The 26,785-nt window shown below is 71.8% G+C and carries 23 protein-coding genes and 4 pseudogenes; 17 read left to right on the top strand and 10 right to left on the bottom strand.

The window, feature by feature from the left end; all coding sequences use genetic code 11:
* Positions 1 to 81: 81 nt before the first annotated feature.
* Positions 82 to 2,472 (top strand): excinuclease ABC subunit UvrA, encoded by a 2,391-nt coding sequence (locus AB0I51_RS22785; RefSeq protein WP_362977828.1) that lies wholly within the window; start codon positions 82 to 84, stop codon positions 2,470 to 2,472.
* A gap of 80 nt (positions 2,473 to 2,552) precedes the next feature.
* On the opposite strand, the gene AB0I51_RS22780 is transcribed toward AB0I51_RS22785, so the two are convergent.
* Positions 2,553 to 3,563, bottom strand: coding sequence for a hypothetical protein (locus AB0I51_RS22780; RefSeq protein WP_362977826.1), 1,011 nt, complete (start codon positions 3,561 to 3,563; stop codon positions 2,553 to 2,555).
* Between the two features lie 335 nt (positions 3,564 to 3,898).
* Between AB0I51_RS22780 and AB0I51_RS22775 the strand changes: the two genes are divergently transcribed.
* From AB0I51_RS22775 to AB0I51_RS22765, 3 genes are all read left to right on the top strand, one after another.
* On the top strand, positions 3,899 to 4,516 hold the full coding sequence (locus AB0I51_RS22775; RefSeq protein ID WP_362977824.1) for a VOC family protein: 618 nt from the start codon (positions 3,899 to 3,901) through the stop codon (positions 4,514 to 4,516).
* A gap of 41 nt (positions 4,517 to 4,557) precedes the next feature.
* Positions 4,558 to 5,940, top strand: coding sequence for an NAD(P)/FAD-dependent oxidoreductase (locus tag AB0I51_RS22770; RefSeq protein WP_362977822.1), 1,383 nt, complete (start codon positions 4,558 to 4,560; stop codon positions 5,938 to 5,940).
* 422 nt (positions 5,941 to 6,362) lie between these two features.
* The gene (locus AB0I51_RS22765) at positions 6,363 to 7,196 is read left to right on the top strand and encodes an MHYT domain-containing protein (protein ID WP_362977820.1); all 834 of its coding nucleotides are present in this window, start codon (positions 6,363 to 6,365) and stop codon (positions 7,194 to 7,196) included.
* A 58-nt stretch (positions 7,197 to 7,254) separates the two neighbouring features.
* Here AB0I51_RS22765 and AB0I51_RS22760 read toward each other — a convergent pair whose 3' ends face one another.
* Positions 7,255 to 8,259 carry an NAD(P)-dependent oxidoreductase gene (locus AB0I51_RS22760; protein ID WP_362977818.1) on the bottom strand — a complete coding sequence of 335 codons (1,005 nt, stop codon included), beginning with the start codon at positions 8,257 to 8,259 and terminating at the stop codon, positions 7,255 to 7,257.
* A 62-nt stretch (positions 8,260 to 8,321) separates the two neighbouring features.
* Between AB0I51_RS22760 and AB0I51_RS22755 the strand changes: the two genes are divergently transcribed.
* From AB0I51_RS22755 to AB0I51_RS22735, 5 genes and pseudogenes are all read left to right on the top strand, one after another.
* Positions 8,322 to 8,927, top strand: coding sequence for a TetR/AcrR family transcriptional regulator (locus AB0I51_RS22755; RefSeq protein ID WP_362977816.1), 606 nt, complete (start codon positions 8,322 to 8,324; stop codon positions 8,925 to 8,927).
* A gap of 328 nt (positions 8,928 to 9,255) precedes the next feature.
* A pseudogene (locus AB0I51_RS22750) lies at positions 9,256 to 9,969 on the top strand (beta-galactosidase trimerization domain-containing protein); the annotation flags it as partial.
* 49 nt (positions 9,970 to 10,018) lie between these two features.
* Positions 10,019 to 11,314 carry a DUF4038 domain-containing protein gene (locus AB0I51_RS22745; RefSeq protein ID WP_362977814.1) on the top strand — a complete coding sequence of 432 codons (1,296 nt, stop codon included), beginning with the start codon at positions 10,019 to 10,021 and terminating at the stop codon, positions 11,312 to 11,314.
* Between the two features lie 134 nt (positions 11,315 to 11,448).
* Positions 11,449 to 12,369 (top strand): DUF5829 family protein, encoded by a 921-nt coding sequence (locus AB0I51_RS22740; protein ID WP_362978016.1) that lies wholly within the window; start codon positions 11,449 to 11,451, stop codon positions 12,367 to 12,369.
* Between the two features lie 43 nt (positions 12,370 to 12,412).
* Positions 12,413 to 12,913, top strand: coding sequence for a GNAT family N-acetyltransferase (locus AB0I51_RS22735; RefSeq protein WP_362977812.1), 501 nt, complete (start codon positions 12,413 to 12,415; stop codon positions 12,911 to 12,913).
* 22 nt (positions 12,914 to 12,935) lie between these two features.
* Here AB0I51_RS22735 and AB0I51_RS22730 read toward each other — a convergent pair.
* Positions 12,936 to 14,490, bottom strand: a pseudogene (locus tag AB0I51_RS22730) (MFS transporter).
* Positions 14,491 to 14,601: 111 nt separating this feature from the next.
* On the bottom strand, positions 14,602 to 15,042 hold the full coding sequence (locus AB0I51_RS22725) for a MarR family transcriptional regulator (RefSeq protein ID WP_362977810.1): 441 nt from the start codon (positions 15,040 to 15,042) through the stop codon (positions 14,602 to 14,604).
* A gap of 75 nt (positions 15,043 to 15,117) precedes the next feature.
* On the opposite strand from AB0I51_RS22725, the gene AB0I51_RS22720 reads away from it, so the two are divergent.
* From AB0I51_RS22720 to AB0I51_RS22710, 3 genes are all read left to right on the top strand, one after another.
* Positions 15,118 to 16,014, top strand: a complete 897-nt coding sequence (locus AB0I51_RS22720) for a PfkB family carbohydrate kinase (protein WP_362977808.1) — start codon at positions 15,118 to 15,120, stop codon at positions 16,012 to 16,014.
* A 15-nt stretch (positions 16,015 to 16,029) separates the two neighbouring features.
* On the top strand, positions 16,030 to 16,608 hold the full coding sequence (locus AB0I51_RS22715; protein WP_362977806.1) for a GNAT family N-acetyltransferase: 579 nt from the start codon (positions 16,030 to 16,032) through the stop codon (positions 16,606 to 16,608).
* A gap of 100 nt (positions 16,609 to 16,708) precedes the next feature.
* The gene (locus AB0I51_RS22710) at positions 16,709 to 18,118 is read left to right on the top strand and encodes an FAD-binding protein (RefSeq protein ID WP_362977804.1); all 1,410 of its coding nucleotides are present in this window, start codon (positions 16,709 to 16,711) and stop codon (positions 18,116 to 18,118) included.
* A gap of 59 nt (positions 18,119 to 18,177) precedes the next feature.
* On the opposite strand, the pseudogene AB0I51_RS22705 reads toward AB0I51_RS22710, so the two are convergent.
* Positions 18,178 to 18,471, bottom strand: a pseudogene (locus AB0I51_RS22705) (LuxR C-terminal-related transcriptional regulator); the annotation flags it as partial.
* A 237-nt stretch (positions 18,472 to 18,708) separates the two neighbouring features.
* Between AB0I51_RS22705 and AB0I51_RS22700 the strand changes: the two are divergent.
* Positions 18,709 to 18,903: a hypothetical protein gene (locus tag AB0I51_RS22700; RefSeq protein ID WP_362977802.1), complete on the top strand. Its 195-nt coding sequence runs from the start codon at positions 18,709 to 18,711 to the stop codon at positions 18,901 to 18,903.
* Between the two features lie 13 nt (positions 18,904 to 18,916).
* Here the strand turns inward: AB0I51_RS22700 and AB0I51_RS22695 are convergent, their stop codons facing one another.
* Positions 18,917 to 20,353 carry a DHA2 family efflux MFS transporter permease subunit gene (locus AB0I51_RS22695; RefSeq protein WP_362978014.1) on the bottom strand — a complete coding sequence of 479 codons (1,437 nt, stop codon included), beginning with the start codon at positions 20,351 to 20,353 and terminating at the stop codon, positions 18,917 to 18,919.
* Between the two features lie 198 nt (positions 20,354 to 20,551).
* Between AB0I51_RS22695 and AB0I51_RS22690 the strand changes: the two genes are divergently transcribed.
* The gene (locus AB0I51_RS22690) at positions 20,552 to 20,983 is read left to right on the top strand and encodes a MarR family transcriptional regulator (RefSeq protein WP_362977800.1); all 432 of its coding nucleotides are present in this window, start codon (positions 20,552 to 20,554) and stop codon (positions 20,981 to 20,983) included.
* Positions 20,984 to 20,999: 16 nt separating this feature from the next.
* On the opposite strand, the gene AB0I51_RS22685 is transcribed toward AB0I51_RS22690, so the two are convergent.
* The 3 genes and pseudogenes from AB0I51_RS22685 to AB0I51_RS22675 all read right to left on the bottom strand — a co-directional run bounded on the left by AB0I51_RS22685 (position 21,000) and on the right by AB0I51_RS22675 (position 21,886).
* Complete coding sequence (locus tag AB0I51_RS22685) at positions 21,000 to 21,329, bottom strand: fic family toxin-antitoxin system, toxin component (protein WP_362977799.1); 330 nt, start codon at positions 21,327 to 21,329, stop codon at positions 21,000 to 21,002.
* Positions 21,295 to 21,531 (bottom strand): annotated as a pseudogene (locus AB0I51_RS22680) (hypothetical protein); the annotation flags it as partial. The gene AB0I51_RS22685 and the pseudogene AB0I51_RS22680, both read right to left, overlap by 35 nt.
* Entirely contained in the window at positions 21,518 to 21,886 is a 369-nt protein-coding gene (locus tag AB0I51_RS22675; RefSeq protein ID WP_362977797.1) for an NUDIX domain-containing protein, read from the bottom strand. The gene AB0I51_RS22675 and the pseudogene AB0I51_RS22680, both read right to left, overlap by 14 nt.
* Before the next feature lie 197 nt (positions 21,887 to 22,083).
* Between AB0I51_RS22675 and AB0I51_RS22670 the strand changes: the two genes are divergently transcribed.
* The 3 genes from AB0I51_RS22670 (at position 22,084) to AB0I51_RS22660 (ending at position 25,348) form a co-directional block, all read left to right on the top strand.
* Positions 22,084 to 22,770, top strand: a complete 687-nt coding sequence (locus tag AB0I51_RS22670) for a response regulator transcription factor (protein WP_362977795.1) — start codon at positions 22,084 to 22,086, stop codon at positions 22,768 to 22,770.
* The gene (locus AB0I51_RS22665) at positions 22,767 to 24,146 is read left to right on the top strand and encodes an ATP-binding protein (protein ID WP_362977793.1); all 1,380 of its coding nucleotides are present in this window, start codon (positions 22,767 to 22,769) and stop codon (positions 24,144 to 24,146) included. Before AB0I51_RS22670 ends, AB0I51_RS22665 begins: the two co-directional genes overlap by 4 nt.
* An 86-nt stretch (positions 24,147 to 24,232) precedes the next feature.
* Positions 24,233 to 25,348: a TDT family transporter gene (locus AB0I51_RS22660; RefSeq protein ID WP_362977791.1), complete on the top strand. Its 1,116-nt coding sequence runs from the start codon at positions 24,233 to 24,235 to the stop codon at positions 25,346 to 25,348.
* A gap of 885 nt (positions 25,349 to 26,233) precedes the next feature.
* On the opposite strand, the gene AB0I51_RS22655 is transcribed toward AB0I51_RS22660, so the two are convergent.
* On the bottom strand, positions 26,234 to 26,740 hold the full coding sequence (locus AB0I51_RS22655; protein WP_362978012.1) for a hypothetical protein: 507 nt from the start codon (positions 26,738 to 26,740) through the stop codon (positions 26,234 to 26,236).
* Between the last annotated feature and the right edge of the window lie 45 nt (positions 26,741 to 26,785).

Below are 26,785 nucleotides of genomic sequence, written 5' to 3'. Positions count from 1 at the left end.
GCTCGAAGCCTGGTTGGATCGAGCCGGGCGATGACCGCCGAGCGACTCTCGGCGGCCCTGCGCAAACGGAGGGAACGCACGATGAGCATGGCCACGAGGACGGACGCGCAGTCGTCTGGGCTGCACGCTGCCGACAGCCACGACCTGATCCGCGTGCACGGGGCGCGCGAGAACAATCTCAAGGACGTCAGCATCGAGATCCCGAAGCGCCGGCTGACGGTGTTCACCGGTGTCTCCGGCTCGGGCAAGAGCTCACTCGTGTTCGACACGATCGCCGCCGAGTCGCAACGGCTGATCAACGAGACGTACAGCGCCTTCGTGCAGGGTTTCATGCCGACGCTGGCCCGCCCCGAGGTCGACGTCCTCGACGGACTGACCACCGCGATCATCGTCGACCAGCAGCGGCTGGGCGCCGACCCCCGCTCCACCGTCGGCACCGCCACCGACGCCAACGCCATGCTGCGCATCCTCTTCAGCCGCCTCGGGAAGCCCTACCTCGGCTCGCCCAAGGCCTTCTCCTTCAACGTCGCCTCGATCAGCGGCGCGGGCGCGGTCACCATGGAACGCGGCGGACAGAAGGTCAAGGAGCGCCGCAGCTTCAGCATCACCGGCGGCATGTGCCCGCGCTGCGAGGGCCGCGGCTCGGTCACCGACCTCGACCTCACCCAGCTCTACGACGACTCCAAGTCCCTTGCGGAGGGCGCGATCACGGTGCCCGGCTACACGGGCGGCGGCTGGAACTCGCGCCTCTACATCGAGTCCGGCTTCTTCGACCCCGACAAGCCCATCAGCAAGTTCACGAAGAAGGAACTCCAGGACTTCCTCCACCGCGAGCCGACCAGGATGAAGATCGCGGGCATCAACATGACCTACGAAGGTCTGATCCCGCGCATCCAGAAGTCGATGCTCGCCAAGGACCGGGAGGGCATGCAGCCGCACATCCGCGAGTTCGTGGACCGCGCGGTCACCTTCACCACCTGCCCCGACTGCGACGGCACCCGGCTCAACGAGGGCGCCCGGTCCTCGAAGATCAAGGGCATCAGCATCGCCGACGCCTGCGCGATGCAGATCAGCGACCTGGCCGAGTGGGTGCGCGGCCTCGACGAGCCGTCGGTCGCGCCGCTGCTCACCGCACTGCGGCAGGCCCTCGACTCGTTCGTCGAGATCGGCCTCGGCTACCTCTCGCTCAACCGGCCGGCCGGCACGCTGTCGGGCGGCGAGGCACAGCGCGTCAAGATGATCCGCCACCTCGGCTCCTCCCTCACCGACGTCACCTACGTCTTCGACGAGCCCACCATCGGCCTGCACCCGCACGACATCCAGCGCATGAACGACCTGCTGCTGCGCCTGCGCGACAAGGGCAACACCGTGCTCGTCGTCGAGCACAAGCCGGAGACCATCGCGATCGCCGACCACGTCGTCGACCTCGGCCCGGGCGCCGGTACGGCGGGCGGCACCGTCTGCTTCGAGGGCACCGTCGAGGGGCTGCGCACCGGCGGCACCATCACCGGCCGGCACTTCGACGACCGGGCCAAGCTCAAGGAGTCGACCCGCAAGCCGACCGGCACCCTGGAGATCCGGGGCGCCGCGACCAACAACCTCCAGGACGTCGACGTCGACATCCCGCTCGGCGTCCTCGCCGTCATCACCGGTGTCGCGGGCTCCGGCAAGAGCTCGCTGGTGCACGGGTCGATCCCGGCCGGCGAGACCGTGGTGTCGGTCGACCAGGGCGCCATCCGCGGCTCACGCCGCAGCAACCCGGCGACGTACACCGGACTCCTCGAACCGATCCGCAAGGCCTTCGCCAAGGCCAACGGCGTGAAGCCGGCCCTGTTCAGCGCCAACTCCGAGGGCGCCTGCCCGACTTGCAACGGCGCCGGCGTCATCTACACCGACCTGGCGATGATGGCGGGCGTGGCCACCACCTGCGAGGAGTGCGAGGGGAAACGGTTCGACGCGTCGGTACTCGAATACCACTTCGGCGGGCGTGACATCAGCGAGGTGCTCGCGATGTCGGTCACCGAGGCCGAGGAGTTCTTCGGCGCGGGTGAGGCGGCAACTCCGGCCGCGCACAGGATCCTTACCCGCCTCGCCGACGTGGGCCTCGGCTACCTCAGCCTCGGCCAGCCGCTCACCACCCTCTCCGGCGGCGAACGCCAGCGCCTCAAGCTGGCCACGCACATGTCGGAGAAGGGCGGCGTCTACGTCCTCGACGAGCCCACCGCCGGCCTGCACCTCGCAGACGTGGAGCAACTCCTCGGCCTGCTCGACCGGTTGGTCGACTCCGGCAAGTCGGTCATCGTCGTGGAACACCACCAGGCGGTCATGGCCCACGCCGACTGGATCATCGACCTCGGCCCCGGCGCCGGACACGACGGCGGCAAGATCGTCTTCGAGGGGACACCGGCCGACCTGGTCGACGCGCGCTCGACGCTCACGGGGGAGCACCTGGCGGCGTACGTGGGCGCCTGAGCACGAGAAGGAACAGGGCCCGGCTCACCGCTTCTTGCCGATGTCGGCGGAGCGCGCCACGTAGCGGGCGGCTCCGCCGGTCACCCGGTACAGGAACCCTCCGCCGTCGTCGCCCGCGATGAAGTACTGAGGGGAGGCGTCGAAGCCCATGAGGCGGGTGATGCCCTGCCAGGGGCGGCGCAGGAGTTCCGAACGCAGGGCGGTGCGGCCGTCGTCGCCGACGGAGGCGAGGCCGTGGGCGTGAACCGTACGGCGCCGTAGGCCTCGATCGCCCAGGGGCCCGGCGCGTGTCGGTGGTGGGCGCGGAACGCGGCGGCGAACGCCTTGGTACGGGTGTCGGCACTCGCGTCGGTGTAGCTCTCACCGATCCGCCAGCCCTCGCCGACGGCCAGGAAGGGGGCGCCGAGAACGTGCTCGCCCGCGACCCGGGCGGCCCGGTGGCCTGGGTCGCGCAGCGCGCGGGCGGCGATACGGCGGGCGGCTCCCGTGAAGTTCTCGTCCGCGGCGACACCCTCCACCGACGACTCGCCGTCGAGCTTGCCGTAGCCGGTGGTGATGCGGACCGTGGCCAGGCTCTCCGTCTCCATGGCCAGGCCGTGCACGATGACCGTGCGGGCCGGTGTGGCGACCCGGTTCAGACAGATCAGTGCCGTGGACGGGCCGACGGTCTGGGTGGTGCGCAGCACGAGGGCGCTGGTGGCGTTGACGACGTCGAGGGCTTCGGTGTCCGCGCGAGTGACCAGCAGGGTCAGGCGGCCCTTCGTACAGGGGGCCAGGGCGGCGGGCACGGTCGCGCCCGCGGCGATCACCACGGACACGTCCGGGTCGGCGGCCAGCCGGGTGGCCGCCGCGGCGGTGCCCATCGCGGTGCCGGCGTCGTTGGCGGTGCGCAGCGCGAGGTCCAGGGTTCGCTCGGCGTCCTGGTTGTGCTGTTCGACGGCGAGGAGGGCGCCGCGCCGGTGGTCGGTGAAGGAGGGGTCGTCCGGGCTGCCGAGCAGGGGCGCCCCCCCATGGCGGGCGCTCCGTACGGAACCGCTGTTCGCGGGCGCTGCCGACCTGCCCCACCCCCACCACGCGCCCGCTGCGGCCACCGCGGTGACATTCTGGTCGTCCCCCGCCGCCCGCGAGCATCAGCGCACCGCCGGCCAGCGGCAGTCGCCCGCACCCTTGGCACGAGTGTGGCCCACGTCAACGTTCCTGGCTGTCAACTGTCCTTGGAAACATGAGCAGTTAGGGCCTCTGGCGACGACGCACGGCGCTTTGGTCGCAGCCGGTGAGTTCGTGGTCTCGGAGGCGTTCGACCGTGCCGTTCCGGACGCCGATCGTCTCTGAACGCGCGGGCCGGCCCGACTCCCCGGCGCGCATCGGGGCCGTAGCGGCGATTCTGGATGAGTCGGCGGTTCGTCCGAGAACGGAGACCCAGCTCATGGACATGAAGCTCGAAGTCGTCGTGGTGCCGGTCGGGGACGTGGACCGGGCCAAGAACTTCTACACGGCGCTCGGCTGGCGGCTCGACGCCGACGTCGCCACCGGCGAGGACTTCCGGGTCGTGCAGGTAACCCCGCCGGGCTCGCCCGCCTCCGTCATCTTCGGCACCTCCGTCACGACCCAGGCACCGGGCTCGGCCCAGGGCCTGCACCTGGTCGTGGACGAGATCGCCGCCGCCCACGACGAGCTCAAGCGGGTGGGCGCGGACCCGAGCGACGTCTTCCACGACGAGGGCGGCGTCTTCCATCACGCGGGGACCGGTGCCCGGGTGCCCGGACCCGACCCGAAGCGCAGCAGCTACGGCTCGTTCGTGTCGTTCAGCGACCCGGACGGCAACGGCTGGGTCCTCCAGGAGATCACCACCCGGCTCCCGGGCCGGCTGGACCCCGCCGCCACGACGTTCGCCTCGGCCGAGGACCTCGCGGGCGCACTGCGCCGCGCCGCTGCGGCACACGGCGAGCACGAGGCACGCATCGGCGCGGAGGACCCGGACTGGCCCGACTGGTACGCGCGGTACATGGTGAGTGAGCAGGCCGGTACCGGGCTGCCGTCCTGATATCCGAGCGAGGGCGGTTCCCGGGCGAGGAGGCCGAACGGATGAACCACGACCGCGATCATGACCACGACTACGACGTCATCGTGATCGGCGGGGGATCGCCCGGCGAGCACTGCGCCGGTGCCCTGGCCGACGGCGGACTGCGGGTCGCCCTGGTGGAGCGCGAACTGGTGGGCGGGGAGTGCTCGTACTGGGCCTGCATCCCGTCGAAGACCCTGCTGCGCCCGGGCGAGGCCGCGCACGGCGCACGGGAGGCCGCGGCGAGCGCCCGGGTCGATGTCGAACAGGCCCTGGCCTGGCGGGACTTCATGGTGTCGGACTACTCCGACGCCGGACAGGAACGCTGGCTGGCAGACAACGGCATCGACCTGCTGCGCGGCACCGGGCGGCTGGCCGGACCGGGTGTCGTGGAGGTGGCCGGAGCCCGCCACACCGCCGAGCATGTCGTCGTGGCCACGGGGGCGGCACCGATCATGCCGCCGGTCCCGGGCCTGGCCGAGCTGACGGGCGTGTGGACCAACCGCGAGGTGACGGGCATGAAAGCGGTCCCGCGCCGGCTGCTCGTGCTCGGCACGGGCCCCGTCGGTGTCGAGATGGCCCAGGCCGTGCGCAGACTCGGCGGCGAGGTGGTCCTCACGGCCTACGGCCCGTTCGTCCTGCCCCGCGAGCCCCGGCCGGTGGGCGAGGCGCTCGGTGAGGTGCTGCGCCGTGACGGGGTCGAGCTGGTGCTCGGGCCGCGGACGGTCGCCGCCCGGAGCGAGGGCGAGGACTACGTCCTGACACTCGACGACGGACAGGAACTGCGCGGCGACCACCTCCTCGTGGCCACCGGACGCCGGCCGCGCGTCGACGGCATCGGCCTGGACACCGTGGGCGTGAAGGCCGACGAGCACGGCATTCCGGTCGACTCGCGCCTGCGCGCCGCCGAGCGGCTGTGGGTCGTCGGCGACGCCACCGGGCTCTGGATGCTCACCCATGTCGGCAAGTACCAGGGCGAGATCGTCGCGGCGAACATCCTCGGCGAACCCCGCGAGGCCGACTGCACGGCCGTGCCCCGCGTGGTCTACACCGACCCGCAGGCAGCGTCGGTCGGCGCGAACGAGGCACGGTTCAGCGCCACGGTCCCCATCTCGGGGGTGGCCAAGACCGCGGCCTACACGCGCGCCTACGCCGACGCCAACGGGTTCCTCACGCTGCTCAGCGACGGCCGGGTGCTCACCGGCGCCCACGCCCTCGGCCCGGAGGCGGGGGAGTGGCTGCAACAGGCCACCCTCGCCGTGCGTGCCCGGATCCCGCTGGACGTGCTGCGCGAGACGATCCAGCCGTTCCCCACGTTCTCGGAGATCTACGTCGCCGCGCTCAAGGACCTGCACGATCAGATCCGGGCCGCGGACGGGAGGGCGACGCGGTCTGCCGGACGGTGAACTCCCCACGCTGGTGGGCTTTGTGGGCAGTAGTGGTGAAGTATCGATTCGGCTAACACCTTTCCACGTTGTGCGGGAAATGTGTGCACCTCGTGATTGAATCATGCACAACTCGGCCTGGTGGCTTGAACTCGACCGTTCGGTTCCCCGTGTCCTGTCTCCGTTCGCAGGATGTCCGCGCGCTCGTGCATGTCCACCCGGCCGAGCCGGTACGAACGTGCGGCAGGGGCGGGGGTGGTCGATCCGCGTGCGCCCCCGCCGTGGCGCACCCCGTGTCACCGCGTGTCTCCCGACCGGAGGCCCGCGCCCGGCGCGGCCCGGCAGTCGCCGCGGCCCGCCGGACGGGAGCGTGCGCGCATCACCGTGCCGGCCCACCGCGACTGCGGTGCCGCCTGCCGTCACGTACGTGAAGGGAACCCTCGATGACCGCCACCGTCTCCGACTTCTACTACGGCGCAGTGACACCTGTAGCCGCCTACCTGATGGCATGCCTGGGCGCGGCCCTCGGGCTGCGCTGCACGACCCGCTCGCTGCGCCGGCCGCAGCACAGAGCCCGGTGGCTGGCCATGGGCGCGGTGTCGATCGGCTGCGGCATATGGACCATGCACTTCATCGCCATGATCGGCTTCAGCGTCCAGGGCGCGCTGGTCAACTACGACACGACGAAGACGCTGCTGAGCCTCCTCGTGGCGATCGTGGTGGTCGCCGTAGGAGTGTTCCTGGTCGGCTACCGGGGCGGCTCACCGCTCAACCTCGGTGTCGCGGGCGCGGTCACCGGGCTCGGTGTGGCGGCGATGCACTACCTCGGGATGGCCGCCATCGAGACGAACGGCACCCTCCACTACAACCCCCTGACCGTGGTGCTGTCCGTGGTCATCGCCGTGGGTGCCGCCACTGCGGCGCTGTGGGCGGCGGTCTCCATCCACGCGCTGTGGGCGAGCCTCGGCGCGAGCCTGGTCATGGGTGTGGCCGTGACCGGCATGCACTACACCGGCATGGCCGCGGTCTCCGTGCACCTCACCCACCAGGCCGCGTCCGCGCAGTCCTCGGCCGACCTGGTCGCGTTCCTCCTGGTCATGCTCGCCGGCCCGCTCGTCGTCCTGCTGATCTCCGCCGTGATCGTCATGTTCGACCCCGACATGATGCTCGGCGACGACGAGTCGAGCGCGCAAGTGCCCGCGCCCGCGCCGCTGTTCGGCGGCGACTCCGTGTTCCCGGCGCAGCAGTCGCAGACGCACACCCCCCGGGTGACCTGACCCCGGGACCCCGAGCACCCACGGCCGTCCGGGCCTGCCCCCGGGCGGCCACCCGCGCTCACATGCCGTTGCCCGCAGGGCGAGTTCGGGCTCCGGACGGTGCCGGGCCCCCGGTCCTGGCCTCCAGCGCCCGTACCACGGCCACCATGTCCTCGCCGCCGTGACCTCGTGCCACGGTCTCGTCGTAGAGGGCGTGGCAGATGTCGAGGAGCGGGGAGGCCAGCCCGGCCTCGCGGGCGGCCTCCGCGATCAGGCGGTTGTTCTTCAGCACGTCCGTGGCCGCCGCCTGCACACCGAAGTCGCGGGTCACCAACTTGGGCGCCTTCATCCGGGAGACGGAACTGGCCATCGGTCCCGCGTCCAGGACGTCCCGCAGCAGGCGCTGGTCGAGCCCGTGCCGGTCGGCGAAGTGGAACGCCTCCGCGAGCCCGGTGACCAGCGTGATCAGGAACAGGTTCACCGAGAACTTCATCAGCAGGGCGCCCGGAACCGCACCGCAGCCGAACGTCTCCTGGCACACCGGCGCGAGCAGCGGTCCTACGGCCGCCACGGCAGCGGCGTCCCCGGCCAGCATGCCCACCAACTTGCCCTGCTCCGCCGGGACTCGGGACCCGGAGACCGGGGCCTCGACGTATCTCCCGCCCGCGCTCCCGATGTCGTCCTGGAGGCTGCCCGAGTACTCGGCCGAGGTCGTGCCCATGTGGACGACGGTGTGTCCGGCGACCCGCGCGGCGAAATCCGGGGTGCCACGGCCCAGCACCGCATCGACGGCCGTCTCGTCGGCCAGCATGAGGAACACGACGTCGTCGGCGCGTTCGAAGACCTCGGCGGGGCCCGCCGCGACCTCGGTCCCGGCGGCACGCAGGGGTTCGGACCGGCCGGGCGTGCGGTTCCACACAACGAGGGGTGTTCCGGCACGGGCGAGGTTGAGCGCCATGGGCTGCCCCATGACCCCGAGGCCGACAAAACCCACGTACGCCACCATGCACCGCCGTTTCCGTCCCCCGGCGAAGCCGGACCGCCACCATCGCCGTTGTTTATGACGGCGGTCATAGTAGTTCACTCTATGACGGCTGTCATAGAGTGAGGGCGGCAGAGCCCGTGCGACGGTGACGGAGGTCGGGGATGGCGGCGGCAGAGGCGTCCCGGTACGGGGCGCGCGAGCGGATGGTCTTCAGTGCGGCGCAGCTGATCCGGCGCGACGGGGTCGCCGCCACCGGGATGCGCGAGGTCGCCGTCCACGCACACGCGCCGCGCGGCTCGCTCCAGCACTACTTCCCCGGCGGCAAGGAGCAGTTGGTCAACGAGGCCGTCGGCTGGGCGGGTCTGTACGCGGGCAGGCGCGTCGACCGTTTCCTCGCCGCGCTGCCCGAGCCGACGCCGAGCGGGCTGTTCGGCGAGATGGTCCGCCAGTGGACCGACGAGTACGCGGCCGTCGGCTTCGCGGGCGGGTGTCCGGTGGCCGCCGCCACGGTGGACTGTGCGGAGACCAGCGCGGCCACGCGTGAGGCCGCCTCCGCGGCCTTCACCGCCTGGAGCGGCTCGGTCGCCCGCGCCCTCGCCGGGATGGGGATTCCGGAGGAGCGGGCCGGCGCACTGGCCACCCTCATGATCAGCGCTCTGGAGGGCGCGATCCTCGTGGCCCGGGCCGAGCGGGACGTCCGTGCCCTGACGGCCGTGGCCCTGGAACTGGGCCCCCTCCTCGACGCGGCGGTGCCCGAGGACGGCTGATCCGAGGCCGTTGGACACCCTGCGTCGCCCTCGGCCAGCAGGGCCTGGACATCTCCGCCGTCGGCCGGCCCCTCGACGTCGCCGGGGCCAACATCCACCACGCCACCCAGGACGGACCGGCCCTGCCGGGCCCCGACGAGCCCACCGGCGGACTGCACCCGTTCTTCGTCCCCTGGTCGGGGCCCGCCCGGCTCTCCCTCCAGAACGACCTCGCCTGCGGCATCCGCCAGGAGCCCTTCCTCGTCATGGAGACCAACGCCACCTCCATCGGCGGCTCAGCCGACAACTCCCCCTCCACCGGGGCCGGGCCCGCCAGGCCGTGTGGAACATGGTCGCGCGCGGCGCCCGAATGATCGAGTACTGGCACTGGCACTTCCTGCACTACGGTGCCGAGCCCTACTGGGGCGGCATCCTCGGCCACAGCCTGGAACCCGGCCGGACGTACGAGGAACTCTCGGTGATCGCAGGGGAGTTGCAGCAGACGGGCGCGACAATGGAGAGCCTGCGCCCCCGCAGCGACGTGGCGATGCTGCTGTCCGCCGACAGCCGCTGGGCCATGGAGTTCATGGCACCGCTCCGGGGCGGCGCCCCTTTTTGGTTCGGCGACCCGCAGTCCCACGACCGGATCGTCGCCGCCCACTACCGGGGGCTGGTCGACGCCGGACTGTCCGTCGAAATCGTTGCCCCGGAACAACTGCCGTCCAGTCCTGCGGAGTTGGCGGACCGCTGGCCGGTGCTGGTCGTTCCGGCGCTGTACATCGCGGACGACACGACACTCGACCTGCTGAGCCGGTACGCCGAAGCCGGCGGCCATCTCGTCCTCACTCCCCGCACCGGCTACGCCGACGCGGAGGCCGTCGCCCGACACACGGTCATGCCCGGAGTACTGCGTCCCGCCGCGGGAGCGTACTACCAGGAGTTCAGCAATGTGCTGACCCCGGTCACGGTCACCAAGGGCGAGGGAACACCGGACGGCCCCGCCCTGCACGGGCAGGCCACCGCGTGGGCCGACGGGCTGATCCCGGACGGCGCGACCGTCCTCGCCGGGTACGACCATCCGCACCTGGGTGAGTTCGCCGCCGTCACCACCCATGAGCGGCACCGGCCGGGTGACGTACGTCGTCGGCTCCGTCCCGGACCGCGAACTCTCGCACAGCCCTGCCGACTGGATCGCCGCGACCTCGCTGCCGCCCGACGCGTCGTCCGTCACCTGCACCTCGGCCGCCATCGCCGAAGGCGCGATCCCGCGCTTCGTCCACAACTGGGCCTGGGAACCGGTCGACTACCGCCTGCCGGAAGACGTCCGCGACCTGCCCACCGGCGAGTCCCTGGCCGCAGGCAGTGCCCTCGCGCTCGGTCCCTGGGATGTCCGGGTCCTCGTCGAGAGCGCGCGACACCCCCACCAGCCACCCTTCACCGAGGAGGACACCGTGAGCCGGCAGCCCACCCCCCACCGACGCCCCGCGCACGGCCGCCGAGGCCGAGCTCGCCAGGCGCCTCGGCGCGCTCACCCTGGAGCAGAAGGTGCGGCTGCTGACCGGCGCGGACTTCTGGTCCCTGCACCCCGAACCCGCCCTCGCTACCTGGTCGCACGCTACGGCGCCGCCCCCACCGTCCACCTGGTCGGCGCCGATGGCGAGGGCGGCGAAGCACAGATCGCGGCGGGCGGCACGGAGATCGGCCGCTGGGACGGCTACGGCCAGCCCTGCGGCATCCACTACCGGCCGCACTCCGCCAACCGTGCCCACCAGAGCGAGAGTTGGCTGCACTTCCAGTGGTGCCAGACCGGCCACATGGGCGGGCACGTCCAGGAACGGGTTGCCGACACGTGGCGCAACACCCCGCCCAAGGCGGTCGCCAACGGCGAACCGACCTACGAGAACACCGGCCGCCCCGGCCGCGCCGCCGGCAGGTGGCAGGGACACGAGGCCTGGAGCAACCTCTGCGCCGGCGGCACGATGGGCGTCGTGTACAGCGGCGAGTCTGTGGCAGTGGCGACGGCACGCCGAGGAACCCGGCCACGAGGACTGCTTCCTCGCGAAGGACGCGGGATGGCGCGAGGCGCTCGACTTCGAGGGCTCGCACCACGTCGGCCGCGTCTCCCGCATCCTCGACGGCCTCCCGCTCACGGACATGTGCCCGGACTGGCGCTCCACCCTGGCACCCCGGGGCCTGTCCGTCCCGGCGAGCTGTACCTCTGCTGCGCGGAGGAGGGCGGCCCCCTGATCGTCACCGACCCGCAGAACGTCCCGCTTCCCTACCGCCTGATGGACCCCCGAACCGGAGCCACCGTCCGTGAGGGCGTACGCGCCACGGCCGGGGATCCCGTGCCACACGGGGGAGGGGCACCGAGGGTGCACATCTGCCATGACCCGAGAGGGAGTTGACCCCCAGGGAAGGCTGCCGTGCGGCAACGCGTTGAAGGCTGGGTGTCAAGCATTTCGACCTCGTTCACAAAGCACGGCAGCCGTCCCCTGGCCGCCCTACGATCGCGCGCATGCTGATACGACGGACATTTCGGTTGATCATCGTGCTCGCCGTGGCCCTGGCCGGGGCGATCGGGGGTGCGGTCGGGACGGCACAGGCCGAGGGAGGCCGGTCCTCGTACGATCGGCAACTGCTGTTCTACAACCACTCCTACGGCGTCTTCGACCGGGAGACCGCCGACGCCATCGAACACTCCGACTACCTGCGGGACTTCGCCAACTTCCAGGTCCGCACCACGACCGGCACCGGCGGACAGACCTGGACCGGCCGCTACCTGATGGGCCGTGAGACCTACTTGGAACTGTTCGGAGTCGGCGATGTCGCCGGCCAGGACGGCACCCTCGGCTCCGCCGGACTGGGCCTGTCGACCGAGCGGGCGGGCGACCTGGCTACGGTCACCGCGCGGCTGAAGGACGAAGGGGTCGCCGACCCCGTCGCCTTCCTCCAGACCCGGGACTTCGGCGACGGTGTGCCCGTGCCGTGGTTCGACGCCGTCCTCACCACCACCGAGTACGACGCCTTCGGCGCCTGGGCGATGGAGTACCGGCCGGAGTACTTCGCCGACCCCCGCGGCAACACCGAACCGCCGAGCTACCCCGGTGACGTCGGCCGGGAGCGCTACCTCTCCGACGACTACCGCACCCACCTCATGCGTGACGTGACCTCCGTCCGCATCGCGGTCACCGAGGGGGATCTCGCCGACACCGTGCCGCTGCTGCGGGCCGGCGGGTTCACCGTCCGGACCGTGGCGGGCGGCGGCATCGTCGCGGAGGGCGGCGGCACGACGATCCGCCTGGACGCCGTACCACGCGAGAACGCGGGGATGCAGCAGGTCGACTTCGCACTCAACCGGCCCCTGAAGGACCGGCATGTGGAGCAGATCGGCCACTCGACCCTGACCGTCGGCCCCGGCAGCCGGGCCGTGTGGACGTTCGCCCACAACGGCACCCGGTAGGGGCCCGGACGTCCCCTGTCCCGCGTCATGCGATGCTGACGTCATGACTGCTCAGGACCAGGTCTCCGTCGTCCGCCGGCCAGCCGCGGAGCTCTCCGCCGAGGACGGCACGGCCGCGCTGCTGACGGCCTACCATCTGCGCACGGAGGCCGAGAAGGGCCAGACCGTCGCCGATGCGGACGGTCTGCCGGACCGCTACCGCGCGGAGATCTCGGACCCGCGGACCGCGTTCGCCGGCGATGTGGTGCTCCTGGCGCTGAGCGGGAGCACCCCGGTGGGCTGTCTGGTGGTGACCGCCCCCGCCGCCGGACGGTCGGAGATCAAGAGGCTCTGGACGGACCCGGCATTCCGGGGCCGGGGCATCGCGTCGGACCTGCTCCGTGCCGCCCTCGCGCATGCCGCGGAAAGCGACGCGGGCAGCGTGCGGCTGTCGGTCTGGAAATGGCGGACCGGGGCCGTCGCCCTGTACGAGCGGTTCGGCTTCACCGTCACCGAGTCGTGGGACGACCGTGATCAACTGGTGTGCATGGAGCGCGCCGTGTGAGTGGCCTTCCGCAACCTGCTCGCTACGACGGCCCGTTCGGCCCCGCCTGCGTGGTTTCGGGTGTCTCGGCGGGAGCGGGCGGCAGGCCGGCCGGTGCCGGTTCGGACGGGTGGCCGCCGCGCAGTGCCGAGGCGATCGCGGAGACCAGCGCCATGCCCGCTGCCACGCCGAAGACGATGGTCAGGCCGTGGTGGAACGGGCCGGAGACCAGGCGGGGGAAGAAGGAGTGGCCGGCCAGGACGGCACGCTGGGCCGTGGGGAGCTGGTCGAGGACACCGTTGGCCGAGAGCAGGTGCTGAACGGGGTTGTTGCCGAGGAAGGTGGCGAACAGCGTGCTCACCGGTGGCAGTGACGCGGCCTGCTCAGCCGCGCCCGCCGGTACGCCGTGCGCCTGGAGCCCCTGGCTCAGCGTGCCGGGCAGCGAGGTGGCGAGCCCGGGGACCATCAGGGAGAAGAACACGCCGATGGACAGGGCGGTGCCCGAGTTCTGGAAGGTGCAGCGCATGCCCGAGGCGACCCCCCGGTACTCGCTCGGCACGCTGCCCATGACCGAGGACGTGTTCGGCGCGGAGAACATGCCCTGCCCCAGCCCGTTGAGCAGCAGCGCCGCGAACATCCCGTAGTCGAAGTCGATGGGCAGCGCCAGCAGACCGACGAAGGAGAGCGCCACGACGACCAGCCCGACCGTCGAGAACATGCGGGCGCCGAACCGGTCCGACAGATGTCCGGACACGGGGCCGGCAACGAGGAAGCCGACCGTGAGCGGAAGCATGAAGATGCCCGCCCACAGTGGGGTGTCCTCGTAGTCGTAGCCGTGCAACGGCAGCCAGATGCCCTGCAGTCAGATGATGAGCATGAACTGCAGCCCGCCGCGCGCGATCGCGGTCAGCAGCGCGGCCAGGCTGCCCGCCGCGAAGGCCCGCACCCTGAACAGGGCCAGGTTGAACATCGGTTCGGCGATGTGTGTCTCGATGTAGCAGAAGACCAGCAGCAGTACGGCGCCGCCGATGAGACCGCCGAGCACCCACGGGTTCCCCGAGCCGGTGGCGCTGCCGCCGTAGGGCTGGATGCCGTAGGTGATGCCCGCGAGGAGGATTCCGGCGCCCGCCGCGAAAGTGACGTTGCCGAGCCAGTCGATGCGGCCGGGGCGGCCCGCCGAGGTCTCGCGCAGGCTCAGGTACGACCAGATCGTGCCGGTGATGCTGATCGGCACGCTCACCCAGAACACCGCGCGCCAGTCGACGACGGCCAGCAGCCCACCGGCGAGCAGACCGAGGAACTGGCCGGCGAGGGCGGTGATCTGGTTGACGCCGAGGGCCGTTCCGCGCTACCGCGCCGGGAACGCGTCGGTGAGGATGGCAGCCGAGTTGGCGGTGAGCATCGAGCCGCCGAAGGCCTGCACGATTCGCCAGAGGATCAGCCACATAGCGCCCCGCCCCCGCGCGGAACGGGTTCAGGGACAGCGCGACGGACGCGCACGCGAAGATCAGGTAGCCGATGTTGCCGGGCGCGAGGGGATCCAGGCCGATGCCCCGGAAGATCGCGGGCAGCGAGATGATGACGATGGAGGCGTCCATCGTCCCGGGGGGTGTCCTTGCGACGCCCCGGGCGCACGGCTCCCGGCAGGGAGGACCGCCCGGGCCGAGGACCGCTCCCTTGTCCGTCGCCGGGTATGTGCGCGCTCCGGGTCACAGTCGCTCCGCAAGTCGGTCGAGCAGGGGGAGGGCGGACGCCAGCGCCGCGCGCTCCGCCTCGGTGAACCTGTCGAGGACGACGGCGAGGCGCCGCACCGACTCCGGGCGCCGCTCGGCCAGCATGGCGCGCCCCTCGACCGCGATCGCCAGGATGCTCCGCCGCCGGTCCGCGGCATCGGGGCTGCGGCGGACGAACCCGCGCTGTTCGAGCAGCGCGAGCGTGCTCGCCGTCGCCTGCGGGCGTACCCGCTCCAGCTCGGCGAGGGACGTGGGCGACTCGGAGCCGTCACGCGCGAGCCGGGCCAGCACCGAGACTCCGGAGAGCGACAGGTCCCCCACGGCGTGCGCCTGACGCAGGCGCCGGGTCACCCGCCCGACCGCGAGCCGTAGATCGGACGCGAGCCGGGCAGAGTTGTTCGGACTGTCCACCTTCATGACTACTGACACTAGATTTATCAGCCTGGACTGCTCAACCAGTTGTCAGTAAATGGCGCGAGGAGGTAGCTGACGGTGAGAGAGCGTCCCGCAGGACTGTTCGTCGGACTGTGCACCCTGGATGTCATCCAGCTCGTGGACCACGCGCCGGGTGCCGACGAGAAACTCACCGCCCGGGACCAGGTGGTCGCCGCGGGCGGCCCGGCCGCGAACGCGGCTGTGGCATTCGCCCACCTCGGCGGCACGGCCACGCTGCTGACGGCAATCGGCCGTCACCCGTTGGGAGTTGCGGCGACGGCAGACCTGCACGCGCTGGGCGTGACAGTGACCGACCTCGCTGCCGAATCGGCCCGACCGCCCGCCGTGTCCTCCGTCCTGGTGACCGCGTCCACCGGCGAACGCGCCGTCGCCTCCACCAACGCGACACGCCACCGGCTCACCCCGCCCGAAGATCTCGACGCGCTGGTCGCGGCCTGCGACATCGTCGAAGTCGACGGCCACCACATGGAACTGGCCGTGGCCGCCGCCCGCTCGGCACGTACCACCGGCCGTACGACCGTGCTCGACGGCGGCAGCTGGAAGCCCGGCACCGAGGACCTGCTCCCGTTCGTCGACGTGGCCGTCTGCTCGTGCGACTTCCACCCACCCGGCACGCACACACCGATGGACACCCTGCGGTTCCTGCGGGAGCAGGGGGTCACCTGGTCGGCGGTCAGCGGGGGAGCGGACCCCATCGACTGGGCGGCCCCGGACGCCGGAGGCACGGTGGACGTGCCCGCCGTCCGGGTGGCGGACACGCTGGGCGCGGGCGACGTCCTGCACGGTGCCCTCACCCATCACCTCGCACTACGGGCCGGTCGCCCGACCACGGCGGACTTCGTCACCGCACTGACCGCGGCAGCCGCGGTCGCCTCCCGGGCCTGCGCGTCCTTCGGTACCCGGGCGTGGATGGGGAACCAGGGCCCGACGTGACCGCGTCACGTGATCGTGACGACTTCTCAGACGCATCTGCGCACCGCGCACCTCGACGACGCGGACGGGATCACCGATCTCCACACCCTGGCCCGCACGGCGTACTACAGCGCGGGCGGAGTGCCGGAAGCGGAACTGACCTCTCCCGACGCACGCGTCCGCCGACGGGAGAGCTGGGCTCGTGCCGTCCGATCCGCCGACAGGACGGTCCTGTGCGCGGAACGAGGAGGCGAACTGGTGGGCATCCTCGCGATGGGCCCGCCCTACGAAGCGGACGTCGACGCCACGACCACGGGCCAGCTCTACCAGATCCACGTCCGCCCCGGCCGCTGGGGCGAAGGCCTCGGCAGCCGGCTCCACGCGGCCTTCGTGCAGTTTCTCCGCGATGCCTCACTGACCACCGGCGTGCTGGAGGCATGGGAGAGCAACAGCCGGGCCCAGGCCTTCTACGCCCGGCACGGCTGGCGGCCGGACGGGCACCGGCGTCCCGGTCCGGGCGGCGGCGACTACCTGCGGATGCGCCTCGGCCCGGATCTCCAGGTCCCTCCTCGCCGCGTCGGAACCGCCTCCCAGACCCCAACATGCCTAGACTGAGCCGCCGTTGATCGTCACATCCGGCCGGTCTCGGGAGGACCGTATGACCCGCACGCCGTCTCGACGTACTGCTTTGCGCGGCCTGGTAGGTGCCTCGGCTGTGGTCGTAGGGTTCGACCCCTTCACCCGCAGTTGGGCGGTGACCGACTCCGGACGAACGCTGAGCGGTGTGCCGCGGCTCGACGGGACGCTGCTCACCGACGACGCCTCGCTCACCGCAGACGCCGACGACTTCGGGCACATCGTGCACCGCAGACCGGCCGCGGTCCTGCGGCCCGGCTCGGTGCGGGACGTCGTCGCGATGGTCCGGTTCTGCAATCTGCACGGCCTTCGCGTGGCGCCGCGCGGACAGGGACACGGCACGAACGGGCAGGCGCAGGTCGAGGGCGGGCTCATCATCGAGACCCAGCCGCTCGCGTCCATCGGGCCCGTACAGGCGGACGGTTCACGGGTCACGGTCGGGGCGGGCGCGAAGTGGAGCGACGTCGCCAAGGCCACCCTCGCCCACGGCCTGACTCCGCCCGTCTTCACCGACTACCTCGAACTCTCCGTCGGCGGCACCCTGTCCGTCGGCGGCCTGGGCGGCCAGACCCACCGGCACGGCGCACAGGTCGACAACGTCCTGGAACTCGAAGTCGTCACCGGCGCGGGGGAGTTGCTCCGCTGTTCCCCCACCCGGCGCCCCGACCTGTTCCACGCCGTGCTCGCCGGACTCGGCCAGTGCGCCGTGATCGTCGGCGCAACCCTGCGCCTGGTGCGCGCCCCGGAGACGGTACGGCACTACCTCCTGCCCTACGCCGACCTGCGGACCTTCCTCGACGACCAGCGCCTCCTCGCCACCGGGGGACGGTTCGCCTACGTCGAGGGCCAGGTCGCTGCGGACACCGCCGGAGCGTTCGACCAGTTCACCATCGAGGCCGTCGCCTACGGGCCGCCCGTGGGGGACACCCCCGACGACACCACGCTCCTGAGAGGCCTGCGGCACACCGTGTCCGGCGTCCAGATCACCGACCTCGGCTACTACGACTTCCTCGACCGGCTGGCCCCCTCCGTCGCCGCCCTGAAGGAAGCGGGCCTGTGGGCCTACGCCCACCCCTGGCTCAACCTCCTGCTGCCAGGCCGCAGCACCGCAGACCTCGCCACCACCCTCCTCGACGCGCTCACCCCGGCCGACCTGGGACCGGGCGTCGTACTCCTCTACCCGCTGCTGCGCGAGCGCCTGCACACCCCGCTGCTGCGGATGCCCGACGACCCGGTGCCGTACCTCTTCGCCGTCCTGCGCACCACACCGCCCGAGGACACGGCCACGGTGCAGCGGCTGCTGAGCGCCAACCGGTCCGCCTACGACACGGTCGGCGCGGCCGGTGGCACGCAGTACCCGGTCGGCTCGATCCCCTTCCGACAGGCCGACTGGAGACGGCACTTCGGCCCGGTCTGGCACCGGTTCGCCGAGGCCAGGAGGACGTACGACCCGAAGGGGATTCTGGTACCGGGGCAGGGCATCTTCTGATCGCCGCTGCCGCTCCACTCGGGCGGCAGGTCCGCCGGCGCGTCGCGCAGTGCGGTGCGGGAGGCCACGCCCAGCTTGGGAAACAGCTGGCGCAGGCGGGCGGCGACGGTACGGGGGGAGAGAAAGAGGCGTTCGGCGATCTGTTTGTTGGTGAGACCGGCTGCCGCCAGGAGGGCGATCTCCCGTTGTTGCGGTGTCAGTGACGCCGGGCCGGTCGCGCCGGTCGCGCCGACGGACAGGCCGGTCGCCCGCAGTTCGCTGCCCGCCCGGACCCTCCAGGGGCGGGCGCCGAGCCGTTCGAAGGTGTCGATCGCGCCGGCGAGTTGGGTGCGTGCCTCCGCCGTGGACTTCACACGGCGGAGGCGTTCGCCGTACGCGAGACGGACCCGGGCCAGTTCGAAGGGCCAGCGGTCCGTGCCGGGTACCGCGAGTGCCTCCTCGAACAGGCCGATCGCTTCGTGGTCGACGGCTGCGATGGCCTCCGACGCCTTCACCAGCAGGGCGAGCCGTGGCGAGATCGCGGCGATGCCGGCCTCGCGCACCGCCGTCACCTTACCTGGAGATGATCCCTCCGAATACGGGTACGGGCGTTGGCCCGGTACGAGGACCTGTGCCGCGGATCCCTGAACCAACTGGTGCCGGCCAACCGCGAGTTGGGCCCGGAGAAGATCATCGCCCCGGCCGAGGAGGCCGGCGGCCCGGTGCCCGAGGAGCGCGCGACGGTCTCCCAGGGCTACCTACAGACAGCTGGCCGGGTGTGCGGCCTCCGTACTCAACTCCCGTGATTCCTGGTCGGTTTCACCGGTGAGTCCCTGAGGGTGCGGACGGCTGGTGCGCCTCCTCGTGTCGGCGTCGCGGCGAAGCGGTCTCGCCCGACGGGGTGGTCCCACGGGCGGCGGCGCGGGCCGGGCCGTCGGGGATGGTGAAGGCGAAGAGGGAGGTCGCCGCGGCGAGGGCGGCCAGGGCGAGATAGGCGTGCTGGTAGGCGGTGATGGGCGGATCCGCCGCGGCCGAGGCGGGCGTGCTCAGCACCAGGGCCGTGGTCACCGCCGCCGGGGCGAAGGCGCCGCCGGTCTGCCGTACGACCGTGTTGAGAGTCGACGCCTGCGCCAGGTCCTTGCGGGAGACGGTCGCCAGCGAGGCCACCGTGGTCGGCATGAAGACGCCGCCCATGCCGATGCCGAGGAGGAACATGTACGTACGGAAGGTCCACAGACCCGTGTCCTGGTCGCAGGTGGCGAAGAGCAGCAGGACCCCGCTCACCATGGCCAGGCCGGAGCCGATGATGATCCGGGGGCCGACCCTGGAGTAGAGGACTCCGACGATCTGGACGGTCAGCAGCACACCGAAGGCTTCCGGGAAGGTGCTGGTGCCGGACTCCAGTGCCGAACGGCCCTGCCCCTGCTGGAGGAAGAGCGGGCCGAGGTACATGGCCCCCAGGATCGGCACCAGGCCCACCAGATTGATCAGGTTGGTGTCCCGGAAGAGCCGGTCCGCGAAGAGACGCAGCCTCAACAGCGGTTCGGCGGTGCGGAGTTCGAAGAGGACGGCGGTGGTGAGCAGGACCGCGCCGAGCGCGAGGGCGGTGACGACGGCGGGGGAGGACCAGCCGCGGTTGGGGCCCTCGCAGACCCCGAACATCACGGAACCCAGGGCCGCCGCGCTCAGCAGCAGCCCGGTGAGGTCGAAACGGCCTGGCCGGTGACCGCGGTGCTCGGCCAGGAAGACCGCTCCGAACACCACGGCGGGCACACCCAGCGGCAGGTTGACGTAGAACACCCAGCGCCAGGACAGGTGGTCCACCAACAGGCCGCCGAGGATCGGCGCGACGGCCGGGGCCATCTGCTGCGGGACGATCATGTACCGCGAGATCCGCACCTGTTCCCACGAGTTGAAGGTGCTGTAGAGCAACGAGGACGCGGCGGGGAAGAGCAGTCCGGCGGAGAGCCCCTGCACCGCGCGGAAGGCGACGAGTTGGGCGAGGTCGGCCGCCGCGCCGCACAGCAGTGACGAACCGAGGAAGGCGCCGAGAGCGGTGAGCAGCACACGCTTGGCGCCGAACCGCTCCACCAGCCAGGCCGAGGCGGGGATGGCCATGGCCAGACAGACCGGGTAGACCACGACCACGCCGTCCAGGGCGGCCGTGGTCAGCTGGAACGTGCGGGCGATGGAGGGGAGCGCCACGGTCGTGATCGCTCCGTCGACGATCGCGATGAACGTCACGCAGACACACATGACCGGCACGACCAGACGCTGGCCCGGGCGCGGGCGGAGGCGTATTCGGGCGACAAGGGGGACGGGGGAAGCGGGGGAGACGGGACGGCGTCGGAACAGCAGCACATGCTGAGCATACTCACTATGTGAGCGCTCATAGGTCGCGGTCGAGGAACGTAGAATCGGTCCTCACCGCGAAAACGGGGAACGGGGAACGTCATGGCAGTGCACGGCAGCAGCGACATCCTGATCGACGAGCTCTACGAGACGACCCACCGACTACGGCAGTTCGTGGAGACCCGGCTGCGCGCCAACGGAGCCTCGGTCGCCCGGCTGCGCGCCCTGCGGATGCTCGCCCACGCCGAACAGCCGCTGCGCATGCGGGACTTGAGCGAGATGACCGGCGTTGCGGCCCGCACCACTACCAGCATCGTCGACAGCCTGGAGCGCGACGGGCTGGTCGAGCGCGTACGCCATCCGCACGACCGGCGCGCGTTCCTTCTCCGTCTCACCGACAAGGGCCGGGAGTGCCATCGCGAGGCCGAGGAGGTCGACGGCCTCGCGCTTGCGGAGGCGACGGCCGAACTGGACGCCGACGACCGCGCACAGCTGCGTACTCTGCTCGCGCGCATCCGGAAGGCGACGTCCTGAAGCCCGTCCGGGAGGCTCAGGCGGTGGTCCACTCGCGCAGCCGGCGCGCGATCCTGGGCAGGCCCAGTTCCCCGGAGGCCGTGTCGCGGACGAGCGCCACGACCGCCTTGGACGGGTGGTCGAGGCGGCGCTCGTCGAGGATCAGACAGGCCTCGGTGGCGTGCCGGGCGAAGGCCTCGTCGGAGTGTTCCAGGCAGGGCAACTTGGCGAGGGTCTGGAACAGCGCCGCCGCCTTGAGGTGCAGGGAGCCGTGGAGGTCGCGCTCCATCCCGCGGGCGTCGACGCGCGCGGCGGCGGCGTAGAGCGGGTCGCAGCGCCTCCGCCTGGGCCGCCCGCTGCTCCGCACTGGAATCCGCAGTCCCCGGCTCGGCCGCGAACGCCGCGCCACTGCGCGACCTGGACTCCTCGAATCCCGCGAGGAACCGGTCTTCTACGGCCGTCGCCCGCGCGTAGGCGGCCGAGAGGATGTACTCCTGCAGGCTGACGCCGACCTGTTTGGCCGCCGCCTCGATGGCCGCGGGCGGGCAGGGGTTCCTACACGGGCGTATGGCCCTCCAGGTAGGTGCGCACGGGTGCGGGCAGCCCGCCGGCGACGGCCTCGGCGAACGGTGCCCAGCGGAGCTGCCCCGCCGTGAGCTGAGCCTCCCCGGACGGATCGTCGCTCAACAGGTGACACACCACGGCCGATCCGCCCTCCGCCCCGGGTTCCAGAAGGCTTGAGCCGTCCACGAGGTAGCCCGTGAGTTCGTACACCACGCGCGCAGCGGTGGCCTGTGCCGTCTCGGCCTCCTCGGGGACACCGGACGGGAGGCTCCAGCCGCCCTGCACGTTCACCAGCAGCAGGCGTGCGTCGTCCACGACGACCGCTTCCACCACGTCCTCGGCAGCCTGCTCCAACGTCATGTCCCAACCGTCCCTTCGTGCAGGGAGCGACCGTCCGGCCGCGTCCGACCCGGTTTCCTACCCGGAGCACGTCGGTTCACGCGGGACGAACGCCGTGGGAGGTGTTGCCCCGGCATCCGAACCCGCGCATTCCCCTGCCCACTTGGAGCGGGCCGCCTTCAGGTTGCCCACAGGGCGGAGGGGCCATTCTGATGGGCATGCGGATACTCGTGGTCGAGGACGACCTGCGCCTGGCGGCGCTGCTCCACCGTGGACTTGTGGGCGAGGGGTACGCGGTCGACGTCGCGTACGACGGGCTGCGGGGCCTGGAGATGGCGCGGGAGAGCGCGTACGACGCACTGGTACTCGATGTGATGCTGCCGAAGCTGAACGGCTTCGGGGTGTGCGAGCGTCTGCGCCGTGCGGGGATGTGGGTGCCGGTGCTGATGCTCACCGCCCTGGACGGCGAGTACGACCAGGCCGAAGGGCTCGACCTCGGCGCCGACGACTACGTAACCAAGCCGTTCTCCTTCGTCGCGCTGGCCGCGCGGCTGCGCGCCCTGATCCGCCGGGGCCGACCGGAACGGCCGGCCGTGCTGCGGATCGGCGACCTGGAGATCGATCCGGCCGCCCGCCGCTGCCGACGCGGCGGCACGGACGTCGTACTGACGGCACGTGAGTTCGCCGTCCTGGAATACCTGGCCCGCCGCGGCGGGGAGACCGTGTCCAAGGGCGAGGTCCTCGAACACGTTTGGGACGACCGCTTCGACGGCGACGTCAACATCGTCGAGGTCTACGTCAGCGCACTGCGCCGCAAGATCGACACGCCCTTCCAGCGGCACACCATCCGCACCGTCCGCGGGGCCGGCTACCGGCTCGACGCGCCGGAAGGGAGCCGGCCGTGACCTGGAACCGAGCCCGTCACCTGCCGCGGCTGCTACGCCGCCCACGGCCCGCCACCATCCGGCTGCGACTGGCCCTCCTGGCGGCCGTCATCACCCTGATCCCGCTGAGCGCGGCCGCGGTGCCCATCGCTCTCACGGAGCGCACGTCCCTGCTGCAGAGCGCCGCCCGCCGTACATCCGCCGCCGAGTTGGACGCCTACACGCTGCTGAACACCGTCATGGACCCGCCCGACTGCACCCGGTCCTTCCAGCGGATCCAACGCTTCAGGAACACCCACATCAGTCTGTGCCGACCCACGCGGCAGGCGGGGCAGAGCACGGGAAAGCTGTCCCTGCTTCCGTGGGCCGACCCGGCCGGCGCGCCCGTACCGATCCGCGTCGTCGTCGACCGGTCGTCCATGGCCATGGGCCTGTCCCCCAACAGCGTCGTCCTCGTTCAGTCTCTTGAGGCCGAACAAGCTCGCCTGAACACCGTAGTCCGGGCCCTTCTCGTCGGCGTCGCGGGGATCACGCTGCTGGTGGCGGGCGCCACGTGGTTCGCGGCGGGCCGGGTGCTGCGCCCCGTCGAGGCCATCCGCGCCGACTTCGCCGAGTTCAGCGCACGCCACCTCGACCGGCGCGTCCCCGTCCCGCGTACCGGCAACGAGATCGCCCGGCTGGCCGTCACCATGAACGCCACGCTCGACCAGTTGCAGACCGCGGTCGACCGCCAGCGCCGGTTCACCGCGGACGCCTCCCACGAACTGCGCACCCCGCTCGCCTGCCTGCGCACGGAACTCGAACTCGCCCTCAACAGGCCCGAGTCCGCGGACTGGCCGCAGGTCGTCGGCGCCGCGCACGACGACACCATCCGGCTGCAGACCCTGACGGAGAACCTCCTCCTGCTGGCCCGCCTCGACGCCGAACACGCAGAAGGCCGCGCCTGGCCCGGCGCACCCGTCGATCTCACCGGCCTCGTCCGGGAGGAGATCGCCCGCCGCCCGCCGTCCCGCCCGACCCTGCACGTCGTGACGGACGCCGGCCCACTACTCGTGCCGGGCCGGCACGCCCTGATCGCCCGTGTGCTGGCCAACCTCCTGGACAACGCGGAACGGCACGCGAGCAGCACGGTCACCGTCCGCCTGAGCCAGGACGCCGGGCGCCGCGAGGCCGTCCTCGGCGTCGAGGACGACGGGCCCGGCATCCCGGCCCCGGACCGCGCCCGCATCTTCGAGCGCTTCACCCGCCTCGACGACGCTCGCGCCCGCGACACCGGCGGCTTCGGACTCGGCCTGGCCATCGCCCACGACGTCGCCACCCTCCACGACGGAACCCTCACGCTCGCCCCGCCGGACGGCAGCACTCGTTTCACACTGCGGCTCCCGCTGCACCACTGACACGAACGCGCTCGATATCTGCCACGACGCCCTTGCATCGGGACGTGGCCTGCGGCGCTGCCCCACCCCCGGCCTACGTTCGGGTCATGTTCCCCTCCTCACTCACCCGTTCCCTGTCGCCCACGGCTCCCAGGGCCACGCGTCCGCCGCTCAGCCCCAGTTGGTTCGCGGCCGTGATGGGCACCGGCATCGTCGCCGACGCGGCGGCCACCCTGCCGCGTGGCTTCCCCGGGCTGCGGACCGCCGCCACGGTGGTGTGGCTGGGTGCCGTACTGCTGCTGGTCCTGTTGACCGCCAGGTATCTGCGGCAGCGGGCCCTGCGGGCGCACGCGGCTGATCCGGTCCTGGCGCAGTTCTTGGGCGCGCCGCCGATGGCACTGCTCACGGTGGGTGCCGGGGCGTTGCTGCTCGGTCGGCGGGCGATCGGCCTCCACGCGGCGCTGGACGTGGACTGGGTGCTGTGGTCGCTCGGCACCGCACTCGGCCTCGCCGCCGCCTGCACGGTGCCCTGTCTGATGGTCACCCGGCACCGCTTCGCGCCGGACGCGGCGTTCGGCGGCTGGCTGATGCCGGTGGTACCGCCCATGGTCTCCGCCGCGACGGGCGCCCTGCTCGTCCCCCACGCACCGGCCGGCCAACTCCGCCTCGCCCTTCTCCTGGGCTGCTACGCGATGCTCGGACTCGGCCTCGTCGCCGCGCTTCTGGTCCTCGCGATGATCTACGGCCGCCTCGTGCACCACGACGCCCCCACCGGCGCGATCGTGCCCACGGTGTGGATCGGCCTGGGGGCCCTGGGGCAAGCGGTGACGGCACTCGGCGCGCTGGCCGTGGCGGCACCGAGCACCCTGCCTGCGCCCTACGCCCGGGGCGCCGAGGTCCTCGCGCTGCTGGGCGGAGTCGTGGTGTGGGGCTTCGCCCTGCTGTGGCTGGCGCTCGCCACCGGGCTCACCGCACGGACGATCCGGACGGGGCTGCCGTTCGCGCCCACCTGGTGGTCGTTCATCTTCCCGGTCGGCGCGCTCGTCACCGCGACCAGCGCGCTCGCGGCGCGGACCGGCTCGGTCCTGTTCGTCTGGGCCGCCGTCGTGTTCTACGTGCTGCTCGTCCCGGCCTGGATCGTCGTGGCCGGCCGTTCTCTGGGCCATGTCGCCACCCCGACCGCCCTTTCGATGCGACGGAAACCGATCAACTCCCTGAGGTGACAAGGCTCTTGCGCAGTCGGAGCGGACGAGGTCGTCGTCGAGGCCGAGCAGGCCGTGGCGCGAGGAGAGGATCAGCAGCCGGTCGGGTCCCAGTGCCTCGGCCGTCCTGCGGCACGCGCGGTGGCAGGAACCGATGTACAGGTCCGCGGCCCGCGCGGGCCGGTCCAGCCTCGCGGTGGCTTACGGGCTTCGGCTTCCCGAGCGTTCGCCGTGCCGCGTCCGAGTGGCTGTCACGCGGGCCGGTGCGGGTTCGGCGTGCCGTCATCGCTCATGTGCGCCCGCTGCCAGATCTCCTTCCAGCCGAACGGGATCTCCGACACGAGCCGGTGGCGCTGACCGCACGGACACGGCGACGGCGCCCACGCACACCCACGGCACAGTTCGACCCAGCCGTGCCCGGTCGAGTTCGGCTCCAGCGGTCCCTCGTCCCCGCAAGCCGGGCAGCCGGGCAGCCGGGCAGATCGACGCCGTCCAGAAGCGCGTTCTGCCGCCGGACGTACTCGGACAGCCGCAGCGACGGGTGTCGAAACGGGTCTTCGAACCAGGCACGGTCCGGGCTCTCCCACCAGCTCCGCAGCCACCACGGCCGAGGGTTCGGTACAGCCCGACGCCCGACCTGCTTCGCCGCCCGACGCCCCACCGCGTACTCCTCTGCCCGCACGAGCCACAGCACCCGCGCCTCGTGCAGTTCCTCCACCGCCCGCGCCGGCGCGTCCGGGTCCGCCTCCAGCCGTCGGGGGATCCCGGCGCTGAGCGTGAGGTGGTGGTATGTCGCCCGGAGGCCGTATGGAGCAAAAACGGTGAGGCAGGTGCGCAGCGCGCTGTGCCGCCGGTGAAGGGGGAGCCGGGCGTCGTGCACGCGCGCCCGGTGGGTCAGAAAGCTGGTCACTCTGTGGGCTCTGGGTCCAGTGCACGCGTCAAGGCGGCCGTGACGGCGGCGGCGTGTGTCGGCAGGTGTTGTCCGGCCCGGGTTCCGGCGAGGCTGAGGAAGCTCCGCAAGTCCGCCTGGGCGCCGATGACGAGCGCGCGCACCTGGTCCAGCGGCAGTTCGATCACCGGGCTGCCGTCCTTCGCCTGGGTGTCGAGAGTCAGCCGCACGGCGTCGTCGACACGTCCGGCCGCAGAGGAAGGGGCGTGACAGAAGGAGGAGCAGCCGGTGCCGTCCAGCACCTCACGCCGGTCCCGCCAGGTCTCCAGGCCGTTGCGGCAGCCCGCCTCGACGAAGACGGTGGCGGTGGCTGTGTCGGTCACCCGGGACCCACCGGGGGCGAACAGGTCGGGCATGGTGAGCGGCCCGTGCAGGAACGCGCCGAGCGGGTCGGTCGGGCACGGCCCGTGGTCCTCCTCCGGCGCGAAGTCGTCGGCAGCGAAGATCTCCAGTACGGGTTGCATCACAGTCACACAGGGATGATGCCGGACCCGCTGCCACACCACCAC

Source organism: Streptomyces sp. NPDC050549 (assembly GCF_040655035.1).
GTDB lineage: Bacteria > Actinomycetota > Actinomycetes > Streptomycetales > Streptomycetaceae > Streptomyces.
The sequence above is the reverse complement of the archived record's forward strand: the minus strand, read 5'-3'. Positions and strand labels throughout refer to the sequence as shown.